The sequence below is a fragment of the Exiguobacterium sp. s152 genome (genome assembly GCF_018618335.1).
Classification (GTDB): domain Bacteria; phylum Bacillota; class Bacilli; order Exiguobacteriales; family Exiguobacteriaceae; genus Exiguobacterium; species Exiguobacterium chiriqhucha.
This window is the reverse complement of record NZ_JACSLX010000005.1, coordinates 143,637-164,579: the sequence shown is the minus strand read 5'-3', so window position 1 is coordinate 164,579 and position 20,943 is coordinate 143,637. Positions and strand designations below refer to the sequence as shown.

The 20,943-nt window shown below is 52.4% G+C and carries 22 protein-coding genes; 13 read left to right on the top strand and 9 right to left on the bottom strand.

Features of this window, described 5'->3' with window-relative positions; translation table 11 throughout:
• Window positions 1–24: 24 nt before the first annotated feature.
• On the bottom strand, window positions 25–327 hold the full coding sequence (locus KNP72_RS10865) for a hypothetical protein (RefSeq protein WP_214719886.1): 303 nt from the start codon (window positions 325–327) through the stop codon (window positions 25–27).
• Window positions 328–464: 137 nt separating this feature from the next.
• Window positions 465–1,400, bottom strand: a complete 936-nt coding sequence (locus tag KNP72_RS10860) for a DMT family transporter (protein ID WP_214833239.1) — start codon at window positions 1,398–1,400, stop codon at window positions 465–467.
• Window positions 1,401–1,599: 199 nt separating this feature from the next.
• On the opposite strand from KNP72_RS10860, the gene KNP72_RS10855 reads away from it, so the two are divergent.
• The 4 genes from KNP72_RS10855 (at window position 1,600) to KNP72_RS10840 (ending at window position 6,074) form a co-directional block, all read left to right on the top strand.
• Window positions 1,600–3,507, top strand: coding sequence for a heavy metal translocating P-type ATPase (locus KNP72_RS10855; RefSeq protein ID WP_214833237.1), 1,908 nt, complete (start codon window positions 1,600–1,602; stop codon window positions 3,505–3,507).
• Between the two features lie 120 nt (window positions 3,508–3,627).
• The gene (locus KNP72_RS10850) at window positions 3,628–4,554 is read left to right on the top strand and encodes a carbohydrate kinase family protein (protein ID WP_021067776.1); all 927 of its coding nucleotides are present in this window, start codon (window positions 3,628–3,630) and stop codon (window positions 4,552–4,554) included.
• Window positions 4,555–4,620: 66 nt separating this feature from the next.
• Window positions 4,621–5,058: an NUDIX domain-containing protein gene (locus KNP72_RS10845; RefSeq protein ID WP_214719883.1), complete on the top strand. Its 438-nt coding sequence runs from the start codon at window positions 4,621–4,623 to the stop codon at window positions 5,056–5,058.
• A gap of 68 nt (window positions 5,059–5,126) precedes the next feature.
• Window positions 5,127–6,074 carry a YihY/virulence factor BrkB family protein gene (locus KNP72_RS10840; protein ID WP_214719882.1) on the top strand — a complete coding sequence of 316 codons (948 nt, stop codon included), beginning with the start codon at window positions 5,127–5,129 and terminating at the stop codon, window positions 6,072–6,074.
• Window positions 6,075–6,111: 37 nt separating this feature from the next.
• Here the strand turns inward: KNP72_RS10840 and KNP72_RS10835 are convergent, their stop codons facing one another.
• Both KNP72_RS10835 and KNP72_RS10830 read right to left on the bottom strand, forming a co-directional pair.
• Window positions 6,112–6,663 carry a beta-class carbonic anhydrase gene (locus tag KNP72_RS10835; RefSeq protein WP_021067779.1) on the bottom strand — a complete coding sequence of 184 codons (552 nt, stop codon included), beginning with the start codon at window positions 6,661–6,663 and terminating at the stop codon, window positions 6,112–6,114.
• Between the two features lie 18 nt (window positions 6,664–6,681).
• Entirely contained in the window at window positions 6,682–7,581 is a 900-nt protein-coding gene (locus KNP72_RS10830; protein WP_214833235.1) for a 1,4-dihydroxy-2-naphthoate polyprenyltransferase, read from the bottom strand.
• Between the two features lie 166 nt (window positions 7,582–7,747).
• Between KNP72_RS10830 and KNP72_RS10825 the strand changes: the two genes are divergently transcribed.
• From KNP72_RS10825 to menC, 6 genes are read left to right on the top strand one after another with little or no spacing between them, the layout of a single operon-like run.
• Window positions 7,748–9,133 (top strand): isochorismate synthase, encoded by a 1,386-nt coding sequence (locus KNP72_RS10825; protein ID WP_058765741.1) that lies wholly within the window; start codon window positions 7,748–7,750, stop codon window positions 9,131–9,133.
• On the top strand, window positions 9,130–10,779 hold the full coding sequence (gene menD, locus KNP72_RS10820) for a 2-succinyl-5-enolpyruvyl-6-hydroxy-3-cyclohexene-1-carboxylic-acid synthase (protein ID WP_214719879.1): 1,650 nt from the start codon (window positions 9,130–9,132) through the stop codon (window positions 10,777–10,779). Before KNP72_RS10825 ends, menD begins: the two co-directional genes overlap by 4 nt.
• Window positions 10,779–11,552: an alpha/beta fold hydrolase gene (locus tag KNP72_RS10815; RefSeq protein WP_214719923.1), complete on the top strand. Its 774-nt coding sequence runs from the start codon at window positions 10,779–10,781 to the stop codon at window positions 11,550–11,552. Before menD ends, KNP72_RS10815 begins: the two co-directional genes overlap by 1 nt.
• Window positions 11,553–12,377, top strand: coding sequence for a 1,4-dihydroxy-2-naphthoyl-CoA synthase (menB, locus tag KNP72_RS10810; protein ID WP_021067784.1), 825 nt, complete (start codon window positions 11,553–11,555; stop codon window positions 12,375–12,377). It abuts the gene before it with no gap.
• Between the two features lie 49 nt (window positions 12,378–12,426).
• A complete protein-coding gene (gene menE / locus KNP72_RS10805) occupies window positions 12,427–13,797 on the top strand; it encodes an o-succinylbenzoate--CoA ligase (protein WP_214833233.1) in 1,371 nt (456 codons plus the stop codon).
• Window positions 13,781–14,848 carry an o-succinylbenzoate synthase gene (gene menC, locus KNP72_RS10800; RefSeq protein ID WP_214719877.1) on the top strand — a complete coding sequence of 356 codons (1,068 nt, stop codon included), beginning with the start codon at window positions 13,781–13,783 and terminating at the stop codon, window positions 14,846–14,848. The genes menE and menC overlap by 17 nt, the downstream gene beginning before the upstream one ends.
• A gap of 49 nt (window positions 14,849–14,897) precedes the next feature.
• Here menC and map read toward each other — a convergent pair whose 3' ends face one another.
• The 5 genes from map to KNP72_RS10775 all read right to left on the bottom strand — a co-directional run bounded on the left by map (window position 14,898) and on the right by KNP72_RS10775 (window position 19,763).
• The gene (map, locus tag KNP72_RS10795) at window positions 14,898–15,647 is read right to left on the bottom strand and encodes a type I methionyl aminopeptidase (protein WP_214833231.1); all 750 of its coding nucleotides are present in this window, start codon (window positions 15,645–15,647) and stop codon (window positions 14,898–14,900) included.
• Between the two features lie 11 nt (window positions 15,648–15,658).
• A complete protein-coding gene (locus KNP72_RS10790; protein ID WP_353048451.1) occupies window positions 15,659–16,834 on the bottom strand; it encodes an EAL-associated domain-containing protein in 1,176 nt (391 codons plus the stop codon).
• A gap of 53 nt (window positions 16,835–16,887) precedes the next feature.
• The gene (locus tag KNP72_RS10785) at window positions 16,888–17,139 is read right to left on the bottom strand and encodes a hypothetical protein (RefSeq protein ID WP_034781064.1); all 252 of its coding nucleotides are present in this window, start codon (window positions 17,137–17,139) and stop codon (window positions 16,888–16,890) included.
• A 100-nt stretch (window positions 17,140–17,239) separates the two neighbouring features.
• The gene (cshA, locus tag KNP72_RS10780; protein WP_131485905.1) at window positions 17,240–18,748 is read right to left on the bottom strand and encodes a degradosome RNA helicase CshA; all 1,509 of its coding nucleotides are present in this window, start codon (window positions 18,746–18,748) and stop codon (window positions 17,240–17,242) included.
• 163 nt (window positions 18,749–18,911) lie between these two features.
• The gene (locus KNP72_RS10775; RefSeq protein ID WP_029596042.1) at window positions 18,912–19,763 is read right to left on the bottom strand and encodes a CvfB family protein; all 852 of its coding nucleotides are present in this window, start codon (window positions 19,761–19,763) and stop codon (window positions 18,912–18,914) included.
• Window positions 19,764–20,051: 288 nt separating this feature from the next.
• Between KNP72_RS10775 and KNP72_RS10770 the strand changes: the two genes are divergently transcribed.
• The 3 genes from KNP72_RS10770 to KNP72_RS10760 all read left to right on the top strand — a co-directional run bounded on the left by KNP72_RS10770 (window position 20,052) and on the right by KNP72_RS10760 (window position 20,916).
• Window positions 20,052–20,201, top strand: a complete 150-nt coding sequence (locus KNP72_RS10770; protein ID WP_021067792.1) for a hypothetical protein — start codon at window positions 20,052–20,054, stop codon at window positions 20,199–20,201.
• A gap of 128 nt (window positions 20,202–20,329) precedes the next feature.
• Window positions 20,330–20,572, top strand: a complete 243-nt coding sequence (locus KNP72_RS10765; RefSeq protein ID WP_021067793.1) for a hypothetical protein — start codon at window positions 20,330–20,332, stop codon at window positions 20,570–20,572.
• Between the two features lie 83 nt (window positions 20,573–20,655).
• A complete protein-coding gene (locus KNP72_RS10760) occupies window positions 20,656–20,916 on the top strand; it encodes a hypothetical protein (protein ID WP_029596043.1) in 261 nt (86 codons plus the stop codon).
• The last annotated feature ends 27 nt before the right edge of the window (window positions 20,917–20,943 follow it).

The following is a 20,943-nucleotide window of genomic DNA, read 5'->3' as shown; positions in this document are numbered from 1 at the left end:
GGCGGAGACCCTCCCTTTTTCACGTTATTCTTTCACCGGACCGAGCCTGACATCGTTTCGTTCGAACGCCCGCATGAACACCTCATCGAGCGCGAACGGTTCCGTCTCGAGCGAGGCCAACACGTCGGACTTGATTGTGACTTCAATGACTCGGTCATTGATTTGCCATTTCGTCTGAATGTCTTCGCCATGCCTCATAGCACGCGCGTCCACTTGCTCATGATGTTCCTTCAACCCGCGACTTACGCACTTCATCACGTATTTGACATACTCGTCTCGCGGTTGGCGAGAGATGAGTATGTTTCGGACGATTGGATTTCTTGCCACGGTAGCACCCTCCTTTCTTTTCGATTCGCACGCAAGTCTTTACAACGAAGACCGATTTCAACTGAAAGAATTCAGAATTTTTAATATATTTTGCCATGGGAACAAGATTCCGTCAACCATGCCTCTCCCTCACTTTGTCATCGCACTCCTCGATTCGCTCGTCCTTGAAAATATGTGGAGAGATAAATCCCAGCGATGACGAACAACAACCCGACGAGCGCGTTCCATGGAATCGTCTCCCCGAGTAACACGCTCGATAGGACGACACCGAATAAGGGAACAAAGAACATATAGAGCGATACCCGGCTGACCGGATTATATTTCATCAGCGTATTCCATAATGTGAACCCGACCGCCGACAAGAGGGCGAGATACAACAAGAAGAAGAGGGTCGTCACGGTGTAAGGCAGGAACACATCCCCTGGCGCAAGCACGTAACCGACGATGAGTAGTCCGAGCGAGCCAATTACCATCGCCCAAGCCGTCATCGGAGCGACGTCATGCGAGCGCGAATAATCTTTTGCAACCAAATTCCCGAACGCACCTGAGATCATCGCCAGAATCAGCAGAATCTCTCCAATCCCAAACCCGACTTCCGTGCTTGCCGTCGGCCAGTTGGCGATGACGATTCCGGAGAATCCGAGCGTAAGGGCAATCCCTTTCAAGCGATTCAAGCGATCATCCTCATAACGAAAATGAGCGAGTGCCATCTGGAAAAATGACGTCGATCCCGCGATAATCGAGCCCTGCACCCCCGTCGAGATGGAAAGTCCGACATAGAAGAACAAATATTGTAAGAACGTCAGAAATGCCCCTAAATGCGCATACGCCTTTAGCTTTTCAGCAGTTAAGCGAATCGGGCGCTTGAAGACGAGTCGACTGATGACGAGTAAGAGCAGACCGGCCAATAAAAAGCGCTCCCCGGCAAAGAACAGCTGTTGGCCGTATTCGTGTTCCTGGATATCGAGCGCTTCGTAGCTCAGTTTGATGAACGGAAAGGCGCTCCCCCATAAAAACGTGTTGAACAGGGCTAAGAACGTGACCGTCCAAGGACGTTGAAATACATTCGGCATGACACAAAAACTCCTTAATCTTTTAGTTTGAGAGTGCTTACGTTTGGTGCTAAAATAGACTTACACGATAATCATTATAAATAAGGTATTCACCTTTAAATCACGTTAAACCTAATAATATCAACAACGGATAATGATAATCATCCTCATTCATTATCATTTAAATGATATATATTCTCAATTAGAAAGAGGTGCTCACATGAACACATCAACCGTCACACACGAAAAAAGCCACGTCTTCAAACGGGCCAGCTGGGTCGAACATATCGAGCTCATCATGGCGCTCATCAGTGGTGTATTGATTGTACTCGCATATATCGCGGAAAGACAAGACGGAGCTCCTGCGCTCTACGTCACTCTGTATTTGACTGCCTTTTTAATCGGCGGATATGCCAAAGCCAAGGAAGGCTTGACCGATACATGGGAGACGCGCTCCTTGAACGTCGAGCTACTCATGATTATCGCCGCCATCGGTGCCGCTTCAATCGGGTACTGGATGGAAGGCGCCATCCTTATCTTCATCTTCGCGTTATCAGGCGCTCTTGAGACGTATACGATGAATAAAAATGAGCGTGCTCTTGAATCGCTCATGGAACTCCAACCTGAGCAAGCGACCCGATTGAACAGCTCGGGCGGCCTCGAGGTCGTCCATATCGACGAACTGCGCGTCGGTGACCACATCTACGTAAGACCCGGCGAGCGCATCCCGGTCGACGGTCGGATTTTGAAAGGTAGCGCCTCGATTGAGGAAGCCGCCATCACCGGTGAATCGATTCCAGTCGACCGAAACGTCGGCGATGAGGTATATGGATCAAGTGTAAACTTGAACGGTGTCTTGACGCTTGAAGTGACAAAGCTCGCCACAGAGACATTGTTCCAAAAAATCATTCAAATGGTCCAGCAAGCTCAAGAAGAAAAATCACCGTCCGCCCAGTTCATCGACCGGTACGAGGGACGCTACGTTCAAGTCGTGCTCGCTTCCGTCACGGCAATCATCTTGCTCGGCCCGGTATTGACGTCATGGTCGCTCGAGACGAGCATTTACCGCGGGATGATCCTTCTCGTTGTCGCTTCGCCGTGTGCCCTCGTTGCCGCCATCACGCCGGCCGCACTCGCAGCCATTGCCTCGTCTGCTAAACACGGGATTTTATTCAAAGGCGGCGTCCATATCGAAAATATGGGACGTTTGAAAGCCGTCGCGTTCGATAAGACCGGTACGCTCACAATCGGTAAACCAGAAGTCCAAGCGGCGTTGATTCATCCCAATACGACACAAGAACACGTGTATCGCATTGTCAGCTTGATTGAAGAACATTCGATGCATCCGCTCGCCGAGGCGCTCGTTCAGTACACGGGCAGTTATACGGGGGCGATGGAACACTTTAAAGACGTGACCGGGTCTGGGATTGAAGCGACCATCGACGGTGTCGCTTACCGGGTCGGTAAACAGAAATTCGCCGATCGCAGCCACGACTTTTTCAGCGACGAAGTCGAACGTTTGAAAGCGGCCGGCCATACACTCGTATTCATCAGTGACGAAGAGAAGACAATTGGGGCGTTCGCGCTTCGAGACACGTTGCGTCCCGAGGCCAAGCAAGCGATCGAGCGACTCAACCACCTCGGCATCGCCACCATCATGATCACGGGTGACAACGAGGCAACAGCACGCGCCATCGCCTCCGAGGCCGGCTTGACCCGCTATATCGCCGAGTGTCTTCCGGAAGAGAAAGTCGAGCACATTAAACGATTGAAACAAGAGTATGGCAGCATCGGCATGATTGGTGACGGGATTAACGACGCCCCTGCCCTCGCGACGGCCGATGTCGGGATTGCGATGGGAGAAGGGACGGACGCCGCTCTCGAGACGGCCGACGTCGTCTTGATGAAGAACGACTTGAACCGCCTAAGCTCGGCCATCAAACAGTCGCGTAAGTTGAATCGGGTCGTCCTCCAAAACGTCGTGTTCGCATTAGGGGTCATCCTCATATTGATTGCGACGAACATCTTCGAATTGCTCGTCATGCCATTCGCCGTCGTCGGGCACGAAGGATCGACCATCCTCGTCATTTTGAACGGCCTGCGCTTGCTCAGCACATCATGGGACTGACAAAATTCGACATTTTCCGAAACCGTCATTGAAAGCCGTTGGCGATTTCGCTATAATTGAAACAATGTGTCTAATTAGACCGGAACTGATTAGGAAGATTGGCTAAAGGTGGTACAGTGTATGAATACGATAGCAGTAATCGGCAAAGTGTTTGTCGATATTAAAGGAACCTCGTTCGCCCCGCTCCATAAAGATGCCAAGAACGTCGGTGACATCGCGTTCTCAAACGGCGGAACCGGCCGTAACGTCGCTCAAAATTTAGGTGTCCTCGGCAATGATGTCCGTTTCGTGTCGACCGTGACGAACGATCAAATCGGGATGGGTGTCCTCGAGGAACTCCGCGGTTTGAATGTGAACGTCGATCACGTCGATTTGCTCGACGACAACGGCATGGGCATGTGGCTGGCCGTCATGGATAACAACGGCGATCTTCAAACGTCAATCTCGAAGCAACCGGACGAGGCGATGATGGAAGAATGTATCCTTCGTCGCATCGATACGGTGTTCGCCGAAAGTCAGGCGGTCGCCATAGACCTCGACTTGTCGGTCAACGTGCTGAACGAGACGATTGAACTGTGCCGCGAGATGAAACTCCCGCTTTACGGCGTGTGCGGCCATTTGTCTGTCATCGAACGGAACCGCCACTTGCTTCAAGGCTTCACCGGCTTCATCTGCAGCCGTGAAGAGGCGGAGATTTTGTCTGATATGTCGATTGTCACGGTGGACGATGCGTTACGCGTCGCTGAAGTGCTCGCCATGAAAGGTGCCCCGCTCACAATCGTCACGATGAGTGAACTCGGTGCGGTCTATGTCGATTTGCGCACGAACGAACAAGGACACGTCCCGACGACGAAAGTGAAAGTCGCCGACTCGACCGGTGCCGGTGACTCGTTCTTCTCCGCTGTCATTTCCGAATTGATGAAACGTCATCCGATTGAGGATGCGCTCCGACTCGGAATGCGCGTCGCCGGGAAAGTCATCGCCTCACACGATAATGGCCTGACGCCTGATATGTATGCATCACTCGAACAACCAGCAGCAGATTAACCAAAACGCATCGGCCGCGAGTCGATGCGTTTTGTTCACGATTCGAAATCGAAAGGAACGATTCCATTGGTCAGAACGAAATTACGCAGTGCCATCATCCTCGTGAATGAACATGACGAAGTCGCGCTCATTCGCCGAGAAAAAGAGAACCTCTTGTATTATGTCTTCCCAGGTGGCGGAGTCGAATTCGGCCATACCGCGGAAGAGACGGCCGTCCGTGAGGCGTTCGAAGAGCTCGGCGTCCACGTCGAACTCGAAGGGGTCGCCGCTCACGTCGCTTTTAACGGTGAGTTGAACCCGTATTATTGGGCCCGCGTGACCGGTGGCGAATTCGGGACCGGCACAGGCGAAGAGTTTCAAGCCGAACAGACGAACGGTTCATACACACCGATGTGGGTGAAACGCAGCGCGCTCAGCCATTTGCCGGTACGACCGCCGTCACTCGCCGACTTGCTCGCGAACGAGACCGAGCGCTTTTTCAATAAAACGCTGGCCGAAGACTGATTTTATGTGTAGCCTCCTGACATTTCGGGAAAGAAAGTTTCTAACGATAACATTCAGGAGGCTCATACATGGATACTACAGAAGTGAAAGAAAAAAAGAATTGGTTCGCCTTCGGGAAGGAACTGCTTCGTCGCTTCAAAGAACATGATGTTCAAGATTACGGCGCGACGCTCGCTTTTTTTTGGTTCTTATCGATTTTCCCGGGCATCATCTTCATTCTCGCGTTGCTGTCGTTCTTCGACATCTCGCAGGCGTCGTTCCAAGAACAGTTGAACAACTTGGCGCCTGGGGCGGCTGCGACTGAATTTTTGACCGGGATTTTTGACGCGATTGGCGAACCGCGCGGCGGACTCCTCTCAATCGGTGCGATTTTGGCGATTTGGTCAGCCGCTAAAGGGGTCGAACGTTTGATTAACATGGCGATTCACGCATACGGGGAAGACAACGAACGAAACTTCTTCGTCAGCAAAGGCATCGCGCTCGGCATGACGCTCTTGCTCGGTGTCGGCGTACTGTTGCTCATCGTCTCGAACGTGTTCGGTTCACAAATCATCGACTTTTTGATGCGCTTCATCCCCATCTCAGGGGCTGACGTCATCTTGATTAACGTGTTCCGCTACGTGTTGACGACACTCATCTTGATTTTGACGCTCTCGATCTTTTATAAGATTGCTCCTCAACAACACGTGTTTTGGAAGAGCACGATTCCAGGCGCGATCTTCGGCGTCATCGCCTGGCAGCTCGTCTCGCTCGGATTCAGCTTGTACGTCTCGAACTTCGGCAACTACGATTCGACGTACGGTTCACTCGGGGGGATTATCGTCACGTTGCTCTGGTTACAATTGACCGGCATGATCATTTTGATTGGGTCAGAAATCAACGCCACATGGCAACGTTTCTTCAAAACGCCGAGCGAGCGTGAGTACGAGAAAAACTTTAAGAAAAACAAAAAGTCCAAATCGAAAGATTCGGACGAGGACGAGTATAAAGACATTCCCGTCAACACATACGGGTAACCAAAAAAGGCGGTCTCTGCAGAGACCGCCTTTTGCGTTATGCTTCGACGACATCGAGACGTCCCGTCGCCGGATCGATAACGAATCCGTGGACGTTCGTGCCCGGTGGCAAGAGTGGATGGTTTTTGATGAGACTGACCGAGTTGACGACGTTCGCTTCGACCGAGTCAAACCCGTGTAACCACTTCTCCAAATCCATACCCGACGATTTGAGCGTCTGGAGCGTTTGCGGTTCGATTCCGCGACGCTCCATTTCGCCGATGACCGCGTTCGGGTCGATGGCCGCCATCCCGCAATCATAGTGCCCGATGACGATGACTTCTTCCGCTCCGAGCGCATACAGCGCGACAAGAATGGAACGCATGACCGAACCGAACGGATGCGATAGGACAGCACCCGCATTTTTTATGATTTTAGCATCCCCGTTTTTCAAACCGAGAGCTTTCGGCAGTAACGCCGTCAGACGTGTATCCATACATGTTAAAATGACAATTTTCTTATCGGGGAACTTGTCCGAGACGAACTCTTCGTATTGTTTCTCCGAGACGAATTTTTCATTGAACGCTAACATTTCTTGAACGACTGACATATGGTTCCCTCCTTTTATTTACGCGTTGAATCGCGCGACCATCAAACCGATGACCATCCAAGCACCGAACAACGTGTTCACTTTTGCGGTCATCGCCATCGCTGGCATCAATTGAGCCGGTTCCTGTTTGACCCAAAAGCGTTTCACCGCCCGAATCATAATCGGAATGGTCAAGAGTGACAACAGCACCCAAGGCGTCACGCCAAACCCGACGACAGCGACGATAATGCCAATCAACGCCGCGATAAAGAATCCGGCTAAGACGAGAACCGCACGTCGATGTCCGACGAGACAGGCAATCGTTTTGCGCCCGTTCACTTTGTCGTTATCTAAGTCGCGAATATTGTTCGCGAGCAAGATGGCCCCGATTAAAATCGCCATCGGGAACGACACGAGCAACAGCTCCGTCGTCACCGTTCCGATTTGGAGGTATCCTGAAATCCCGATAATGACATACCCCATGAACAGACCGGCGACGAGTTCACCGAACGGCGTATAGGCGATGGGAAGCGGACCTCCTGTATAGAGGAACCCGACGACCATCGACAACACACCGATCCAAATCAAGTGCCAGCTCGTCGAAGCGGCGATATAAAGACCGAGCACGGCCGCTACCCCGTACATCCCAAGGGCAATCCCGAGCACTTGGCCCGATGTGAATCCATCGCGTACGATTGAACCGCCGATTCCAATCGACCCTTCATGGTCGAGCCCGCGCTTATAATCGTAATACTCATTGAATAAATTCGTCGCGATTTGAATCAAGACCGAGGCGATGAGCATCGCCAGGAACAGTCCCCATTTCAATTCGACTTGCCCGAGGACGATGAACGTCCCTAACAGCACCGGTATGAAGCTCGCCGTCAATGTGTGCGGACGAATCATGCGCCAATAGGCACCTTTCTCTCTCTTCTTCATGCACTTCCCTCCCTTCGTTAGTTTACGTCTCTTTAAAAAAATCTGTCAATGCCCGTCGCTCGAACGGTTCCCTTCACTTTCCCGAGCATTTGACGGCCAGTTCTGCCGTGAAGTCATGATACACTAAAGAATGAGAATTCCATTGGATTGAGGAGGCTTTTCTTACATGCCAGATACTCAAACACACATTAAACAACGAATCGAGCAAGCCCATAAACGGGCACGTGCTTGGCAACGGCCGGTCTTGGCCTCTTACACGTGGGAGATCCCTTCGTTCGATGCGTTTCATATCATTCAAAACACGGAAACATCCCATTATTATTTTTCGACACCCGACCGCTCCCTCGAGATGCTCGGATGTGCCGATGCGCTCGTGTTGACGGCTTCTGGCCCGGAACGGTTCCAACGGTTGCAATATGATTGGAGCCTGCACCGCCGGGACGTCGATGCGGTCATTTATGCGTTCTCGGGCTTCTCGTTCGACACGTTCATCCGCCCCCAGAAAAATATGTGGGAAGCGTTCGGTGAAGCGTCATTGGTCGTGCCTAAATTTTTATATCGCCGTTCGGGTGACAAACATACGTTGACCGTCTCGACGCTCGTCTCCGCGAAACGTTCGGTCGAACAATATTTGATTCAATTGGCCGATCAGCTCGCCCAGTTCAACGCGTTGCACGCTCCCGACGAGCAGGCACCGACCTACTCTCAAGTGAAAGATGGCGTCGACCACTTCAAGTCGAGCTTCCAACAAGCCAAACTGAACATCTCGGAAGAACGCGTCGAGAAAATCGTCATCGCCCGTGAAGAGATTTATCAAACATCAGAAGAGCCGTTCCCGTTCGCGACGACGTTACGCCATTTGTCAGAACATCAAACGGGCAGTTACGTCTTCTTATATCAACCGAAGCGAGAAATCGGCTTTTTCGGGGCGACCCCGGAGCGCCTCGTCAAAAAACAAGGGCCGTACATCGAAACGGCAGCCATCGCCGGAACGATTAAACGACCGGACACAGAAATCGAGGCGGATGTAGCCAAACAGACGCTGTTGCACGATGCCAAGAATTTAGATGAGCATCAAATCGTCGTGAAGGACATTAAAAACGCCCTCACTCCATACGCGGCTACTATCAAAGCACCCGAAACGCCGCGTATATTAGAAAATCGCTCGGTGTTCCATCTGCATACACCGATTCAAGCGACACTCGATACGAACGCGTCCTTGCTGTCCATCATCGAGTCGCTTCACCCGACCCCTGCGCTCGGCGGTTCACCGAAACGGACGTCTGTCCGCTTATTGCGTGAGATTGAGCGGTTCGACCGCGGATGGTACGGTTCGCCGTTCGGTTGGTTGAATACAGAAGGAGAAGGCGAGTTCGTCGTCTCGATCCGGTCCGCCCTCGTGCATCACCAATTCGTGGCGCTATACGCAGGCTGTGGAATCGTCCAAGAGTCTGAACTCGAAGCGGAACTCGCCGAGACGGAAATCAAGCTCAGTCCAATCAAGCAAGCACTCGGATTGGACAAAGTAAGCGCAGGAGGCAATCAAGCATGAATGAAACGTTAACGGATTGGGTCGCCCAGATGATGAACCGGCTCGTCGAACAAGGCGTCGAGGATATCGTCATCAGTCCCGGTTCGCGCTCGACCCCGCTGGCCATGGCCGCTTATCTTCATCCGAGCGTCCGTCATCATATCATCGTCGATGAACGTTCGGCCGCCTTCTTCGCTCTCGGCTTGACCCGCTCCACCTCATCGTTACGACCGGTCGCGCTCATCTGCACGAGTGGCACCGCCGCGACCAACTACTTTTCCGCGGTGGCCGAGGCGAACATCTCGCAGTTGCCGCTCATCGTATTGACGACAGACCGTCCGCACGAGCTCCGGAACGTCGGCGCTCCTCAAGCAATCGATCAAGTCCGACTATACGGGGAGCACGTCAAAGCGAGCATCGATCTCCCAGTTCCTGAAGTCACCAGCCAACGCTATATGGAACAAGCGGTGACCCGGCTCGTCCGGACGAGCCTGCATGCACCGTTCGGACCGGTCCACATGAACATCCCGTTCCGTGAGCCGTTAGTGCCGGATATCGAATGCTTAACATCACTGCTTGAGGGGAAGGCCGCCTTGTCTGAACCGACTTATCTCAAGCCGACAGCCGGTGATGTAAACCTGTTCAAACGAAACATTTCTGTCGAACGTCTCGCTTTCGTCGTCGGTCCCGGCACACCGGCGTCATGGCTTGAGCCGATTTATGAGACAGCACGGACGTATCACATCCCGATTTTTGCCGACCCGTTGAGCGGGATGCGACGGTTTGACCACGTGCTAACGAACTACGACACGTGGCTCGCGAGCGAGCATCGGACGGAATGGACGCCTGACACGGTCGTCCGCTTCGGTGCCGCTCCCGTCTCGAAACGATTGAATCAGTGGCTCCAGGATGTCCCGTGCGTCTTGATTGAGCAACCGGGTTCGTTCCGCGACCCGTCAAATCATGCTACGGTCGTGTATGGCGATGCGATTGATTATGTAGCCGCCATCAACAAAAACTATGACGCCGACTTATTCGATCGGTTCGTGTTGTTCGAACAGATCACTGAATCCGCGAAACCTGCTTTGAGCGGAGAAAGTGCATTGACGCGTCATTTGCTAGCGTCACGTCTCGAACGCATCTTCGTCAGCAATAGCATGCCGATTCGTGATATCGATACGACACTTTCAGCCGGTCAGTCGATTGACGTCGTCGCCAACCGCGGGGCGAATGGGATTGACGGCATCATCTCGAGCGCGCTCGGTGCCTGCCACGATACGGACAAGGCCGCCCTGTTGATTGGCGACTTGGCATTTTATCATGACAGCAACGCGCTCCAGCTCGTCAAATCGCATCCAGGTTCGTTCTCCATCGTCGTCGTCAACAACGACGGGGGCGGCATCTTCTCCTTCTTGCCCCAAGCTTCGATCGCACCGCAAATGTTCGAGGACTTGTTCGGGACGCCGCTGCAGTTGAATCTACGTGGATTCGCTGACACATACGGGCTCAGCTATCAACGGCTCGAGCAGCCTGAAGACGTCACGGCCGCCATCGAGGCGGGCGTCCAACTCATCGAATTCCCATCCGACCGTACGACGAACGTGGCGGAGCACCGTCGTTGGACTGCTTCGCTCACGGACCGCTTGGCGACGGGGAATGAGTCGTGATGCGTTCGCTGCGAGGCGTCTCATACGAGGTGCTCGAACGCGGCAACGGCCGGCCGGTCTTGCTGTTGCACGGCTTCACAGGAAACGCGGGATGGCTTTCCCGCTTCCCAGAACTACCCGTCCGACTCGTCGCCCCGACACTGTTGCAACATGGTGAAACGGGCCATCAGCCGATCAAGCGTGCCAAGATGAGTCAACAGGTGAGGGACTTGTCGACGCTACTCGATACGGACAAAGGTCCGTGGACGGTCGTCGGTTACTCGCTCGGCGGACGTATCGGCATGACACTCGCCGCCCATGATGATCGGGTCACCCATTTCATTGGGATCAGCACGACGCCCGGGCTCAGTGCGGCCGAACGTCGACAACGCCGGCTTCAAGACGAACAACTCGCCGAATTCATCGAGCGAGCAGGACTGGAGGCTTTCGTCGACCGTTGGGAACAGCTTCCACTTTGGCATCAGACTGATGAGATGCGTGCCGCCCTTCGTCCTGAGCGGTTGGCCCAACATCCAGCCGCACTCGCGGACAGCCTCCGCTCTATCGGGACGGGTAGCATGCCGTCGCTTTGGTCGTGCCTTGACCGTTTGCCCCGCACCGATTTAATCGTCGGGGAACATGACATTAAATTTCAACAGATCGCCCGGAATATGAGAGTCATTCGTCCCGATATTGAAATTCATGAAATTTCGGACGCATCTCATGCTCCACATGTCGAGAATGCCCAAAAATTTGGTACAATGATAGAGAAATTGATTTTAGGGGGAATTTAAATGGAATCAGTAGCAAACTGGACATCGGTCCGCACGTACGAAGATATCAAGTACGAGAAGTGGAACGGCATCGCCAAAATCACCATCAACCGCCCGGAAGTACGGAACGCGTTCCGTCCACTCACAGTCAACGAGCTCATCGACGCGTTCGCACGCGCCCGTGACGATAAAGAAGTCGGTGCCATCATCTTGACTGGTGAAGGCGATCAAGCCTTCTGCTCAGGCGGCGACCAAAAAGTACGCGGCCACGGCGGCTACGTCGGTGACGACGAGATTCCACGCTTGAACGTCCTCGACCTTCAACGCTTGATTCGCGTCATCCCGAAACCCGTCATCGCCATGGTAGCCGGTTATGCGATTGGTGGCGGACACGTCTTGCACGTCGTCTGTGACTTGACGATTGCAGCCGACAACGCCCGTTTCGGTCAAACCGGACCAAAAGTGGGCTCGTTCGATGCCGGTTACGGTTCAGGTTACTTGGCTCGCATCATCGGCCACAAGAAAGCACGCGAAATCTGGTACCTCTGCCGTCAATACGACGCACAGCAAGCACTTGACATGGGACTCGTCAACACGGTCGTCCCACTCGAGCAACTTGAAGCCGAGACGATTCAATGGTGCCAAGAGATCTTGCAACACTCTCCGACGGCACTTCGCTTCTTGAAGGCAGCGATGAACGCCGACACGGACGGACTTGCAGGACTTCAACAGCTTGCCGGCGACGCGACGCTTCTCTACTACACGACAGACGAAGCGAAAGAAGGACGCGACGCTTTCAAAGAAAAACGCGACCCAGACTTCGGTCAGTTCCCGCGTTTCCCGTAAATCGACAAAGAGTAGCGACTTCGCTACTCTTTTTTTGGAGGTCCTGATGATGAATCGTTATGTGACACAACATCGACGTGACGCCATGGCACTCGTCACCGCGTCCGTCAGTTTGACCTGGGCCGAGTTAAGCGCGGAGAGCGCCCGTTTGGCCCACTTCCTCGAACGGGTCGCACCCGAAGCCCGCCATATCGGATTACGCGCTGCGAACAGCGCTGATTATGTCATCGCTGTCCATGCCATCCATTTACTCGGAAAAGTGCTCATTCCGCTTAACACACGGTTGACGATGAGCGAACTGTCAGGACAAATCGAGACGGCCGATATTGATGTATTGCTCGTCGATGAACCGATTGACCTGTCAATCACCCAATTCGAGTTGACGTCACGAGATGAGGCGTCACTCGCCACACCACACGAATGGGCAGACGATGAAGTCATGTCGCTCATGTTCACCTCGGGCACGACCGGACGAGCCAAGGCCGTAAAGCAGACGTTCGGCAATCACATCGCGAGCGCCGATGCGGCCAAGACGCGCCTCGGATATGGGATGAGTGATCAGATGCTCATCGTCACGCCACTCTTCCATATGAGCGGACTCGCCCAAGTGTATCGGAGCGCCCGTTTCGGTTCGACATTATACGTCGAACCGAAGTTCGATGTCGTCCGGACACTCGAGTTGATTGAGACGGCACGAATCACCCACATCTCGCTTGTCGCCGTCATGCTTCAGCGTCTCCTCGACGCAGGTCTTTCCCGCCAGCAGCTACGACTTCTGCTCGTCGGCGGCGGTCCCGTACCGCGCCCGTTGCTCGAAGAAGCCGAGCGGCGGCAGTTACCGGTCGCCCAGACGTATGGGATGACGGAGACGTGTTCGCAAGTCGCGACACTCTTGCCATCCGAGGCACTCGCCCACATCGGTTCGAGCGGTCAAGCAATCTCCCCGACCCAACTCCGCATCAATGCGAATGGGGAGATTGAAGTGAACGGACCGACGGTGACCCCTGGTTACTATAAGCAGCCAGAGGCCGATGCCTGGACGCCCGACGGCTATTGGCGGACGGGCGACCTCGGCACAATCAAGGATGGTTACTTGTACGTCCATGACCGTCGCAGTGATTTGATTATCTCTGGCGGCGAGAACATTTATCCGGCCGAAATCGAGAGCGTGTTATTGCGTTGCCCTGGCATTCAAGACGTAGGGGTCGTCGGTCGTCCCGACCCTACTTGGGGAGCGATACCTGTCGCCTTCACGGTCGGTACGTTCGATTTCGATGAGGCGATTCAGCTGTTGCACGACCATCTGGCGTCTTATAAACATCCGAAAGCATGGATTGCCGTCGACGAGTTGCCTCGTAACGCCAACGGTAAATTGATGCGTCATCGCTTAAAGGAGGCTGACCATGATTCGTCGCGCTGAACTGTATATCGTCCCCCTCACGTTCAAACATCCGATTGTCACCGCCCACGCCGTGTTGACGACGAGACGGACGGTCATTCTCCGTCTGGAGACGGTCGACGGCGTTGTCGGCTACGGGGAAGGTGTCGCGTTCGAGACGCCATGGTATACGGCTGAGACCGTCCGCTCCGTCATCGATACGTCCGCTTTGATTATCCAACTATTGAAAGGGAGGACGTTGTCCGCCGCCTCGTTCGGTACCCATGTCAGCTCCATCATCGGCCACCCGATGGCGAAAGCGATGTGGGAGAGCGCTCTATGGGAGGTGGAAGCGGCCCGCGCGAATCAGACATTAAAACAATACGTCCAAGCCGGCGACGCCGTGGCCTGTGGCCGGACCATCGGCATCGGTCTTCTCAGTCAAACGTTGAACGCCATCGAGTCTGCGCTCGCGTCTGGATTCGATCGAATCAAGTTAAAAGCGTCCCCGCATGAACTGCTTCCAGCGCTCAGCGAGATTCGGAACAATTTTCCGGACGCCCCGCTCATGATTGATTTGAACGGAAGTGGCTCCGAGCAACCGCTTGACTGGTTCGAGGCATTAGATACCTACCGTCTCTTGATGATCGAGCAGCCTTATCCGAGCACACATTGGGTCGAGACAGCAGACTTGCAGGCACGGCTCACCACACCGATTTGTCTCGATGAATCGATCAGTTCGGCTCAAGACGTGGCGACGATGCATCGACTTCGAGCCGGTCGCATCGTCAATATCAAACCGGCCCGCGTCGGCGGCTTGAGCGCGGCACTCGCGATTCGCGATAGCGGCACCCCCTACTGGGTCGGTGGTATGTATGAGTCCTCCATCGGCCGTTATCACACACTCTTATTCGCCTCAATGAGTGGAGCCGCCTACCCGGCCGATATGGCCGGGACGAGCGCTTACTTCGAGACCGATTTGCTCGATACTCCGCTCGAGGTCGAGAATGGACAGTTGATCCTTCCCGACCAAGTCGCACCAGATTGGACGACCATCGAGCAACTGAGCGAACAGACAGTTCGACTCCTGTAAAAACTCCGCAAAAAAAGCGGCAGACCTCGCGTCTGCCGCCTTTTCATCGTTAACGGAATGTGCCCGTCAACACTTCATAGCCGTCTTTCGTGACGACGACCGTGTGCTCGAATTGAGAGACGAGGCTGTTGTTCGGGGTGAACAACGACCAGCCGTCTTCTTCCGATTGATAGACGATTTCGTCTTGCGTCGAGATGAATGTCTCGACGGCAATGACTTGACCTTCCTTCAAAATGTCGTTCTCTTCACGACTATAGTAGTTCGAGATCGTCTCCGGCTCCCCATGAAGGGTGCGCCCAAGACCATGGCCCGCTAAGTTGCGGATGACCGTGAAGCCGTTCTTCCGGGCATCGGCATAAATCGCCTTGCCGATTTGGTTGACCTTGACGCCCGCCTTCACTTTGCTGAGACCCGCTTCGAGCGAGGTCAATGACACTTCGACCAAACGTTCGTGTTTAGCCGATTTCGGTGTGCCCGCGATGACCGTACGCCCAGTGTCGGCATAGTAACCATCCTTCACGGCCGAGACGTCGACGTTGACCACGTCCCCGTCTTGGATGACAAGCTCGCCCGGAATCCCGTGGGCTGCGACTTCATTGATAGAGATGCACGTGTAGCCTGGGAACTCGTACATCGTGATTGGGGCCGAGGCGGCCCCTTCCGCTTCCAAAATACGTTGTCCAATCTCATCCAACTGTTTCGTCGTCATGCCCGGTTCGACCGCTTTCGCCATCTCGTCGCGTGCCAAAGCGACGATTCGCCCAATCTCACGTAAGGCATCGTAATCATAATCTAACATCGTTTTCCCTCTCAATCTAATAATCGATTTTGATATAAGAACTCTTCTGATAAATCCGCAAACAAGAACATGCCGTCCGGTAACGGATAACTGAACGTCCGCGTCACTTCGTTCGAGCTGAAGTCACGATAATCCTCAGACAAGTAGCCGCGTCCACGCACGTCCATTGCCGCCATCGTTCGAATGAAGTACGGTCGGAAACTCCAGTTATAACCGCGATACGTATTGTCGACCGCCCAATCCGACTGCGCCTGATACACGTTCGCGCTCGTCTGGAACCCGGTTTGGTCCGTCAAATAGTAGCGGACGAACGTGCCTTCGAGTTTCGGCGCGATATGGAGCAACCATTCATCTTTCTTATCGCGCGACCACTTCCCGCTTTGGACGAGGTCGTGGATTTGTTTATGGAGTTCGAACTCCAATTCATATAATCGCTTTAATCGCTCTTGATCGTGTAAGAAGAACGACGGTACTTCTTGCGTCAATACGCTCATACCTTTCGCTTCGCGCGGCGGCATCGCATCGCTTTGCCCGAGGAGACTTCCCATATAATAACGTCCGCCATGACGCCACGCATAACGCAACTGTCCGAGATGGTCGATCGATTTATAGAGGAGCGGAGCCCCGAGACGGGAAGCGATATATTCCATCGTCTGAAGCATTTGCGGATACGTGACCGATAACGTCTTCTTCTCGACCATCGTCGCCAAATCGACGAGCAACATCTCAGGCGCCACCGTCATGATGTCTTCGATGCTCGTTGATTCTGCGAAGTCGAGCGCGACTTTAACACCAGATGAACGATAATATTGGACGACTCGTGACAAGCGTGACACGTCAACGAGATCCGTCCCTTGAAGCGTCACATAAATGCGATGGAGCGGGAAGTTCAATTCTCGAAGCGGGGCCAAAAACGCCTCGCCTCCTTGTTCGAGAATCCACTCTGACCGACATCGGAACGTGACGAATTGCGTCGCATCCCTTAACTGTTCGGCCGCTAAACGCTCCATCCGTTTGGCGATATCGAGCTGATACTCGAGCGGAACGTCATCGTCGTAAAAGAATGGGGTGAGCGACTCGCCCCTGAACTGTCCATGGACCATATAACCTTCTACTTGGAAGGTGGCGGCTCCCAGGATTGGTTCAAATGTCACTTCGACTTCTTCTGGATTCATCATCACATCCACTGCGTCCAACTTGATCACCTCGTCTTTTTTCTAAACACGAAAGCGAGCTGGGTTCAGCTCGCTCGTGTATGCACATACATATAGGCACCGAAACAAGCAATGAAATATACGATACTCATCACACCGTAGCCGATTCCCATCTTCCCGCCCACGCCGATGGCCATCACAAGCCAAATCATCGCGCCGAACAGGAGCGTGGCGACCGGGATATATCGGAAATTCGGACGCTCGGTCCGCGTTATAATCGGTTTCAAAGCCAGGACGCACGCCACTAGTATGACGAGACCAAAACCTAGTTCAATCATCCGTTGACACCTCATTTTTCTGTCTCTACTCGTTTAGTGTAGCATGACACCAAAAAAAAAACCGCAAATCCACTTAAGGAGATGCGGTTTTAGTTATTGATTAGTCACGCGGACGGCGTGGGCCACGGTCGTCTGAACGACGACGGTCGTCTCCACCCGTGCGTTTGCCACGGTATCCACCGCCGCCACCGCTGCGTCCACCACGGTCACCGCCGCCACGACGTTCGCCGCCGCCGCTGCGATTTCCACGGTATCCACCACGGTCGTTACGTCCGCCTTGACGTTTGACGCGTACTGGTTCTGCATACGAGATTTCAACCGGAGTTGAATCTGGCTCTTTCGTCAATCCACGAAGTGCCGCTGCAAGAAGCTCGACTGCTTCGTATTCTTCAAGAAGCTCAGTCGCAAGTTGCGTGTAAGCTTTGAAGTCGCCCGCTTGAACACGTTCGATCAATTCTTCAGCTGATTGCTTTTGGTTGCCCTCGAGCACTTCTGCGATTGTCGGTACGTGACGACGGTTCATTTTCTTGTTCGTTACGCGTTCGATTGCTTTGACTTGACCGAATTCACGTGGCGTGATGAACGTAAGGGCTGTACCTGTTTTACCAGCGCGGCCTGTACGTCCGATGCGGTGCACGTAGCTTTCCGGATCTTGTGGGACGTCAAAGTTGTAAACGTGAGTAACACCTGAGATATCAAGACCACGGGCTGCAACGTCTGTCGCGACCAAGATGTCGATCGTGCCGTTTTTGAAACGACGGATGACTTGGTCACGTTTGGATTGCGTTAAGTCACCGTGAAGACCATCAGCCGTGTAACCACGTTTGATGAGTGCTTCTGTCACTTCGTCAACACGTTTCTTCGTACGAGCGAAGATGATGCTGAGTTCTGGCGAGTCGATGTCGATCAAACGGCAAAGCGTATCGAATTTTTGACCTTCGCGCAATTCAAGGAATTGTTGGTTGATATTCTCAACTGTCATTTCCTTCGCTTTTACTTTGATGATCGTCGGCGACTTCATGAAGCGCTCAGCAATCTTCTTGATTTGTGGTGGCATTGTTGCAGAGAAGAGAAGCGTTTGACGTTCAGCCGGAAGGCCTTTCAAAATCATCTCGATATCTTCAACGAAGCCCATGTTGAGCATTTCATCTGCCTCGTCCAAGATCACAGTTTGGATCTCGTCGAGTTTGATCGTCTTACGCTTCATGTGGTCCATGAGGCGGCCCGGTGTGGCAACGACGATTTGTGGGTTCTTTTTCAAACCACGGATTTGGCGGTCGATTTGTTGGCCACCGTATACTGGAAGTGCGTAAACGCGCTTCGCTTCACCGATTTTGTTCAATTCTTCTGCAACTTGAATCGCAAGTTCACGTGTCGGTGCAAGAACAAGTGCTTGGACTTGACGTGCCTTTGTGTCGATTCGCTCAATTGTCGGAATACCGAAAGCTGCTGTTTTCCCTGTACCTGTTTGCGCTTGACCTAATACGTCCACTCCTGTGAGTGCGACAGGAATTGTCTCAGCTTGGATCGGTGTAGCTTCTTCGAAGCCCATTTTGAGTACACCTTTTACTAATGCTTCACTTAACTGTAAATCTTGGAATTTTGTCAAATTATATTCTCCTTTTTTCATACAAAAAACGTCTGAGGTTTTGTTCTACAGACGTTTTTCCAATGTTTCCTCGTAGTCAACTTTACTAACTATAACGTATTTGTTTCTAAAATGAAAGAAATACATTCTAAAACTTTTCATAGCCACCTGGACATGAGTTATCTTATTTCAATTTATAGCCGTTGTCGAGTTTTTCAACTTGCTTTTCTTTCAGCAGTTTCCCGAGTGCGCGTTTGAACGCCGCTTTACTCATCCCGAACTCACGATCGATCACGTCCGGCGCCGTCTTGTCGCCATAAGGCATTTGGCCGCCGCGTTCTTCAATATAAGCACGGATACTTTCCGCGTCCGGGTCGATCGCTTCATATGCCCGTGGTTTCATCGAAACGAGTACCGTCCCGTCTTGTTTCACTTGCGTCACACGCACGGTCAATTGCTCACCGAGACGTGGCCAACGTGTCATCTCTGCTTCATGTAAGAAACCGAGTGATTCATTTTCGACCCAGACGTTCACACCGACGTCGCGTCGATTGACGACGATTGCCTGCACATCTTGGTTGCCCCACTCTTCTTTGGCGGGACGCGCCAATAAGTTCAAGTACGCATAATGAGCCGGTTCGCCGAGGAGGCGGCTCTTTTGATCGTACTTGAGACGAATGCACAACTTGTCTCCTTCTTTCGGCCAATACGACCGGTTCTCAGGAAGATCATCTAATGAGACGAGTACATCTTTTTGAATCCCGATATTGACGAACACACCCGTGTTATACCGGACCCCTGTCACTTCATACCATTCATAGTCATCGAACGTGACACTAGGAATCGTCATCGTCGAAGCGAGACGTCCTTCCGAGTCGTGATAAAGGAAGACGCGTACCGTCTGTCCGACCGCAACTTCTTCTGTTTGTTCTTTTCGATGAAGGAGTACCTCTTCGCGACCGTTTCCGATAAACACTCCAAAATCAGCTGAACGTTCCGCGACCAAGTCTACTACTTCTCCTGCACGTAATGCCATACAATCCACATCCTTTTTCATCTATTACTGTCAGTATACCTACCTACACACGTTCCTAATCATATCATGTTCGATTTCATTGCTCCGCTTAATTGTGTCTAAATTGTGAACGAGGGACGAAGACGCATATGACCGATTGGCGAGCATTCTAACGTCTTTATTTCAAATTTTGTGACAATTTTGTGAACGTGCATTTTCCATCTAGTATCCACATTTTGAAAACGTTATTATTAAGGAAGTGTTGTTTAACGAATTAGGTTTCAGCCATGGCCGAACGGGGGATAATAAATGTTTGATGTTCAATCTCGATCATTTGCGAAGCGCTTTATGAAAGGCTTATTGATTGCTTTCTTCGCGCTACTCGCTTCACTTAGCTTCATTTTCTCAAACGGAGTCGATACAAACGTATCTTCATCCGTCACGATGGTCCAAGAGTAAACGCCCTCTCCTGACAGAAGGCGTTTTTTTGTTTTGTTCCGACAAAAAAAGGGATTTTTTGTGCAGCTGTCGAACGAACATAACGTTCGGCTTTTACTATTGAATCATCTGGGAAGGGAGAGCCACTCATGCTATTTTATTTTCTCACCACGATTCTTTCGGTCGTCGGTTTGTCCGTCTCGCTCCAAACCGGTTTTTTCAAAGACCCGATCGGTACATTCCTGTTCGCCGTATTGCTCGCCATGGGCTTATCTTCATTTAAACAGTTAGTCGCACAAACGAACGTCTTATTGATTGAACGCCGCAACCAGAAAAAAATCAAACGCATCGTGGCACGTATGCATTCAAGTACACGTAAACGTTCTACATAACACTCGTCTTCACCCTCCACTTTTGTTATTCTATTGTAGACAGAGAGCAAAACGGACTCAACCCGTAGGAGGCACAAACACGTATGAATGAAATCCCTTTATCGAACGAATGGCTATTACGTTATTCACCTGTCATGGAGCTATGGCTGAAAGAAGACGGCATCTTGCTCGTCGACGATGACAACCGGATTCGACTCACCCTCGAAATCGGCACTGACCACGTCATGCAGTTCAAGAGCATCGATCAAGACGGGGCTTACTTTGCCGTGGACCCGGTGAATAAACGAATCACGTTCGAACTCGAGGAAGAAGAAGAGGAAAGCGAATCTCGCTTCTGGGAATAAGGATTCATGCCGAAGAGTCGGATTCTC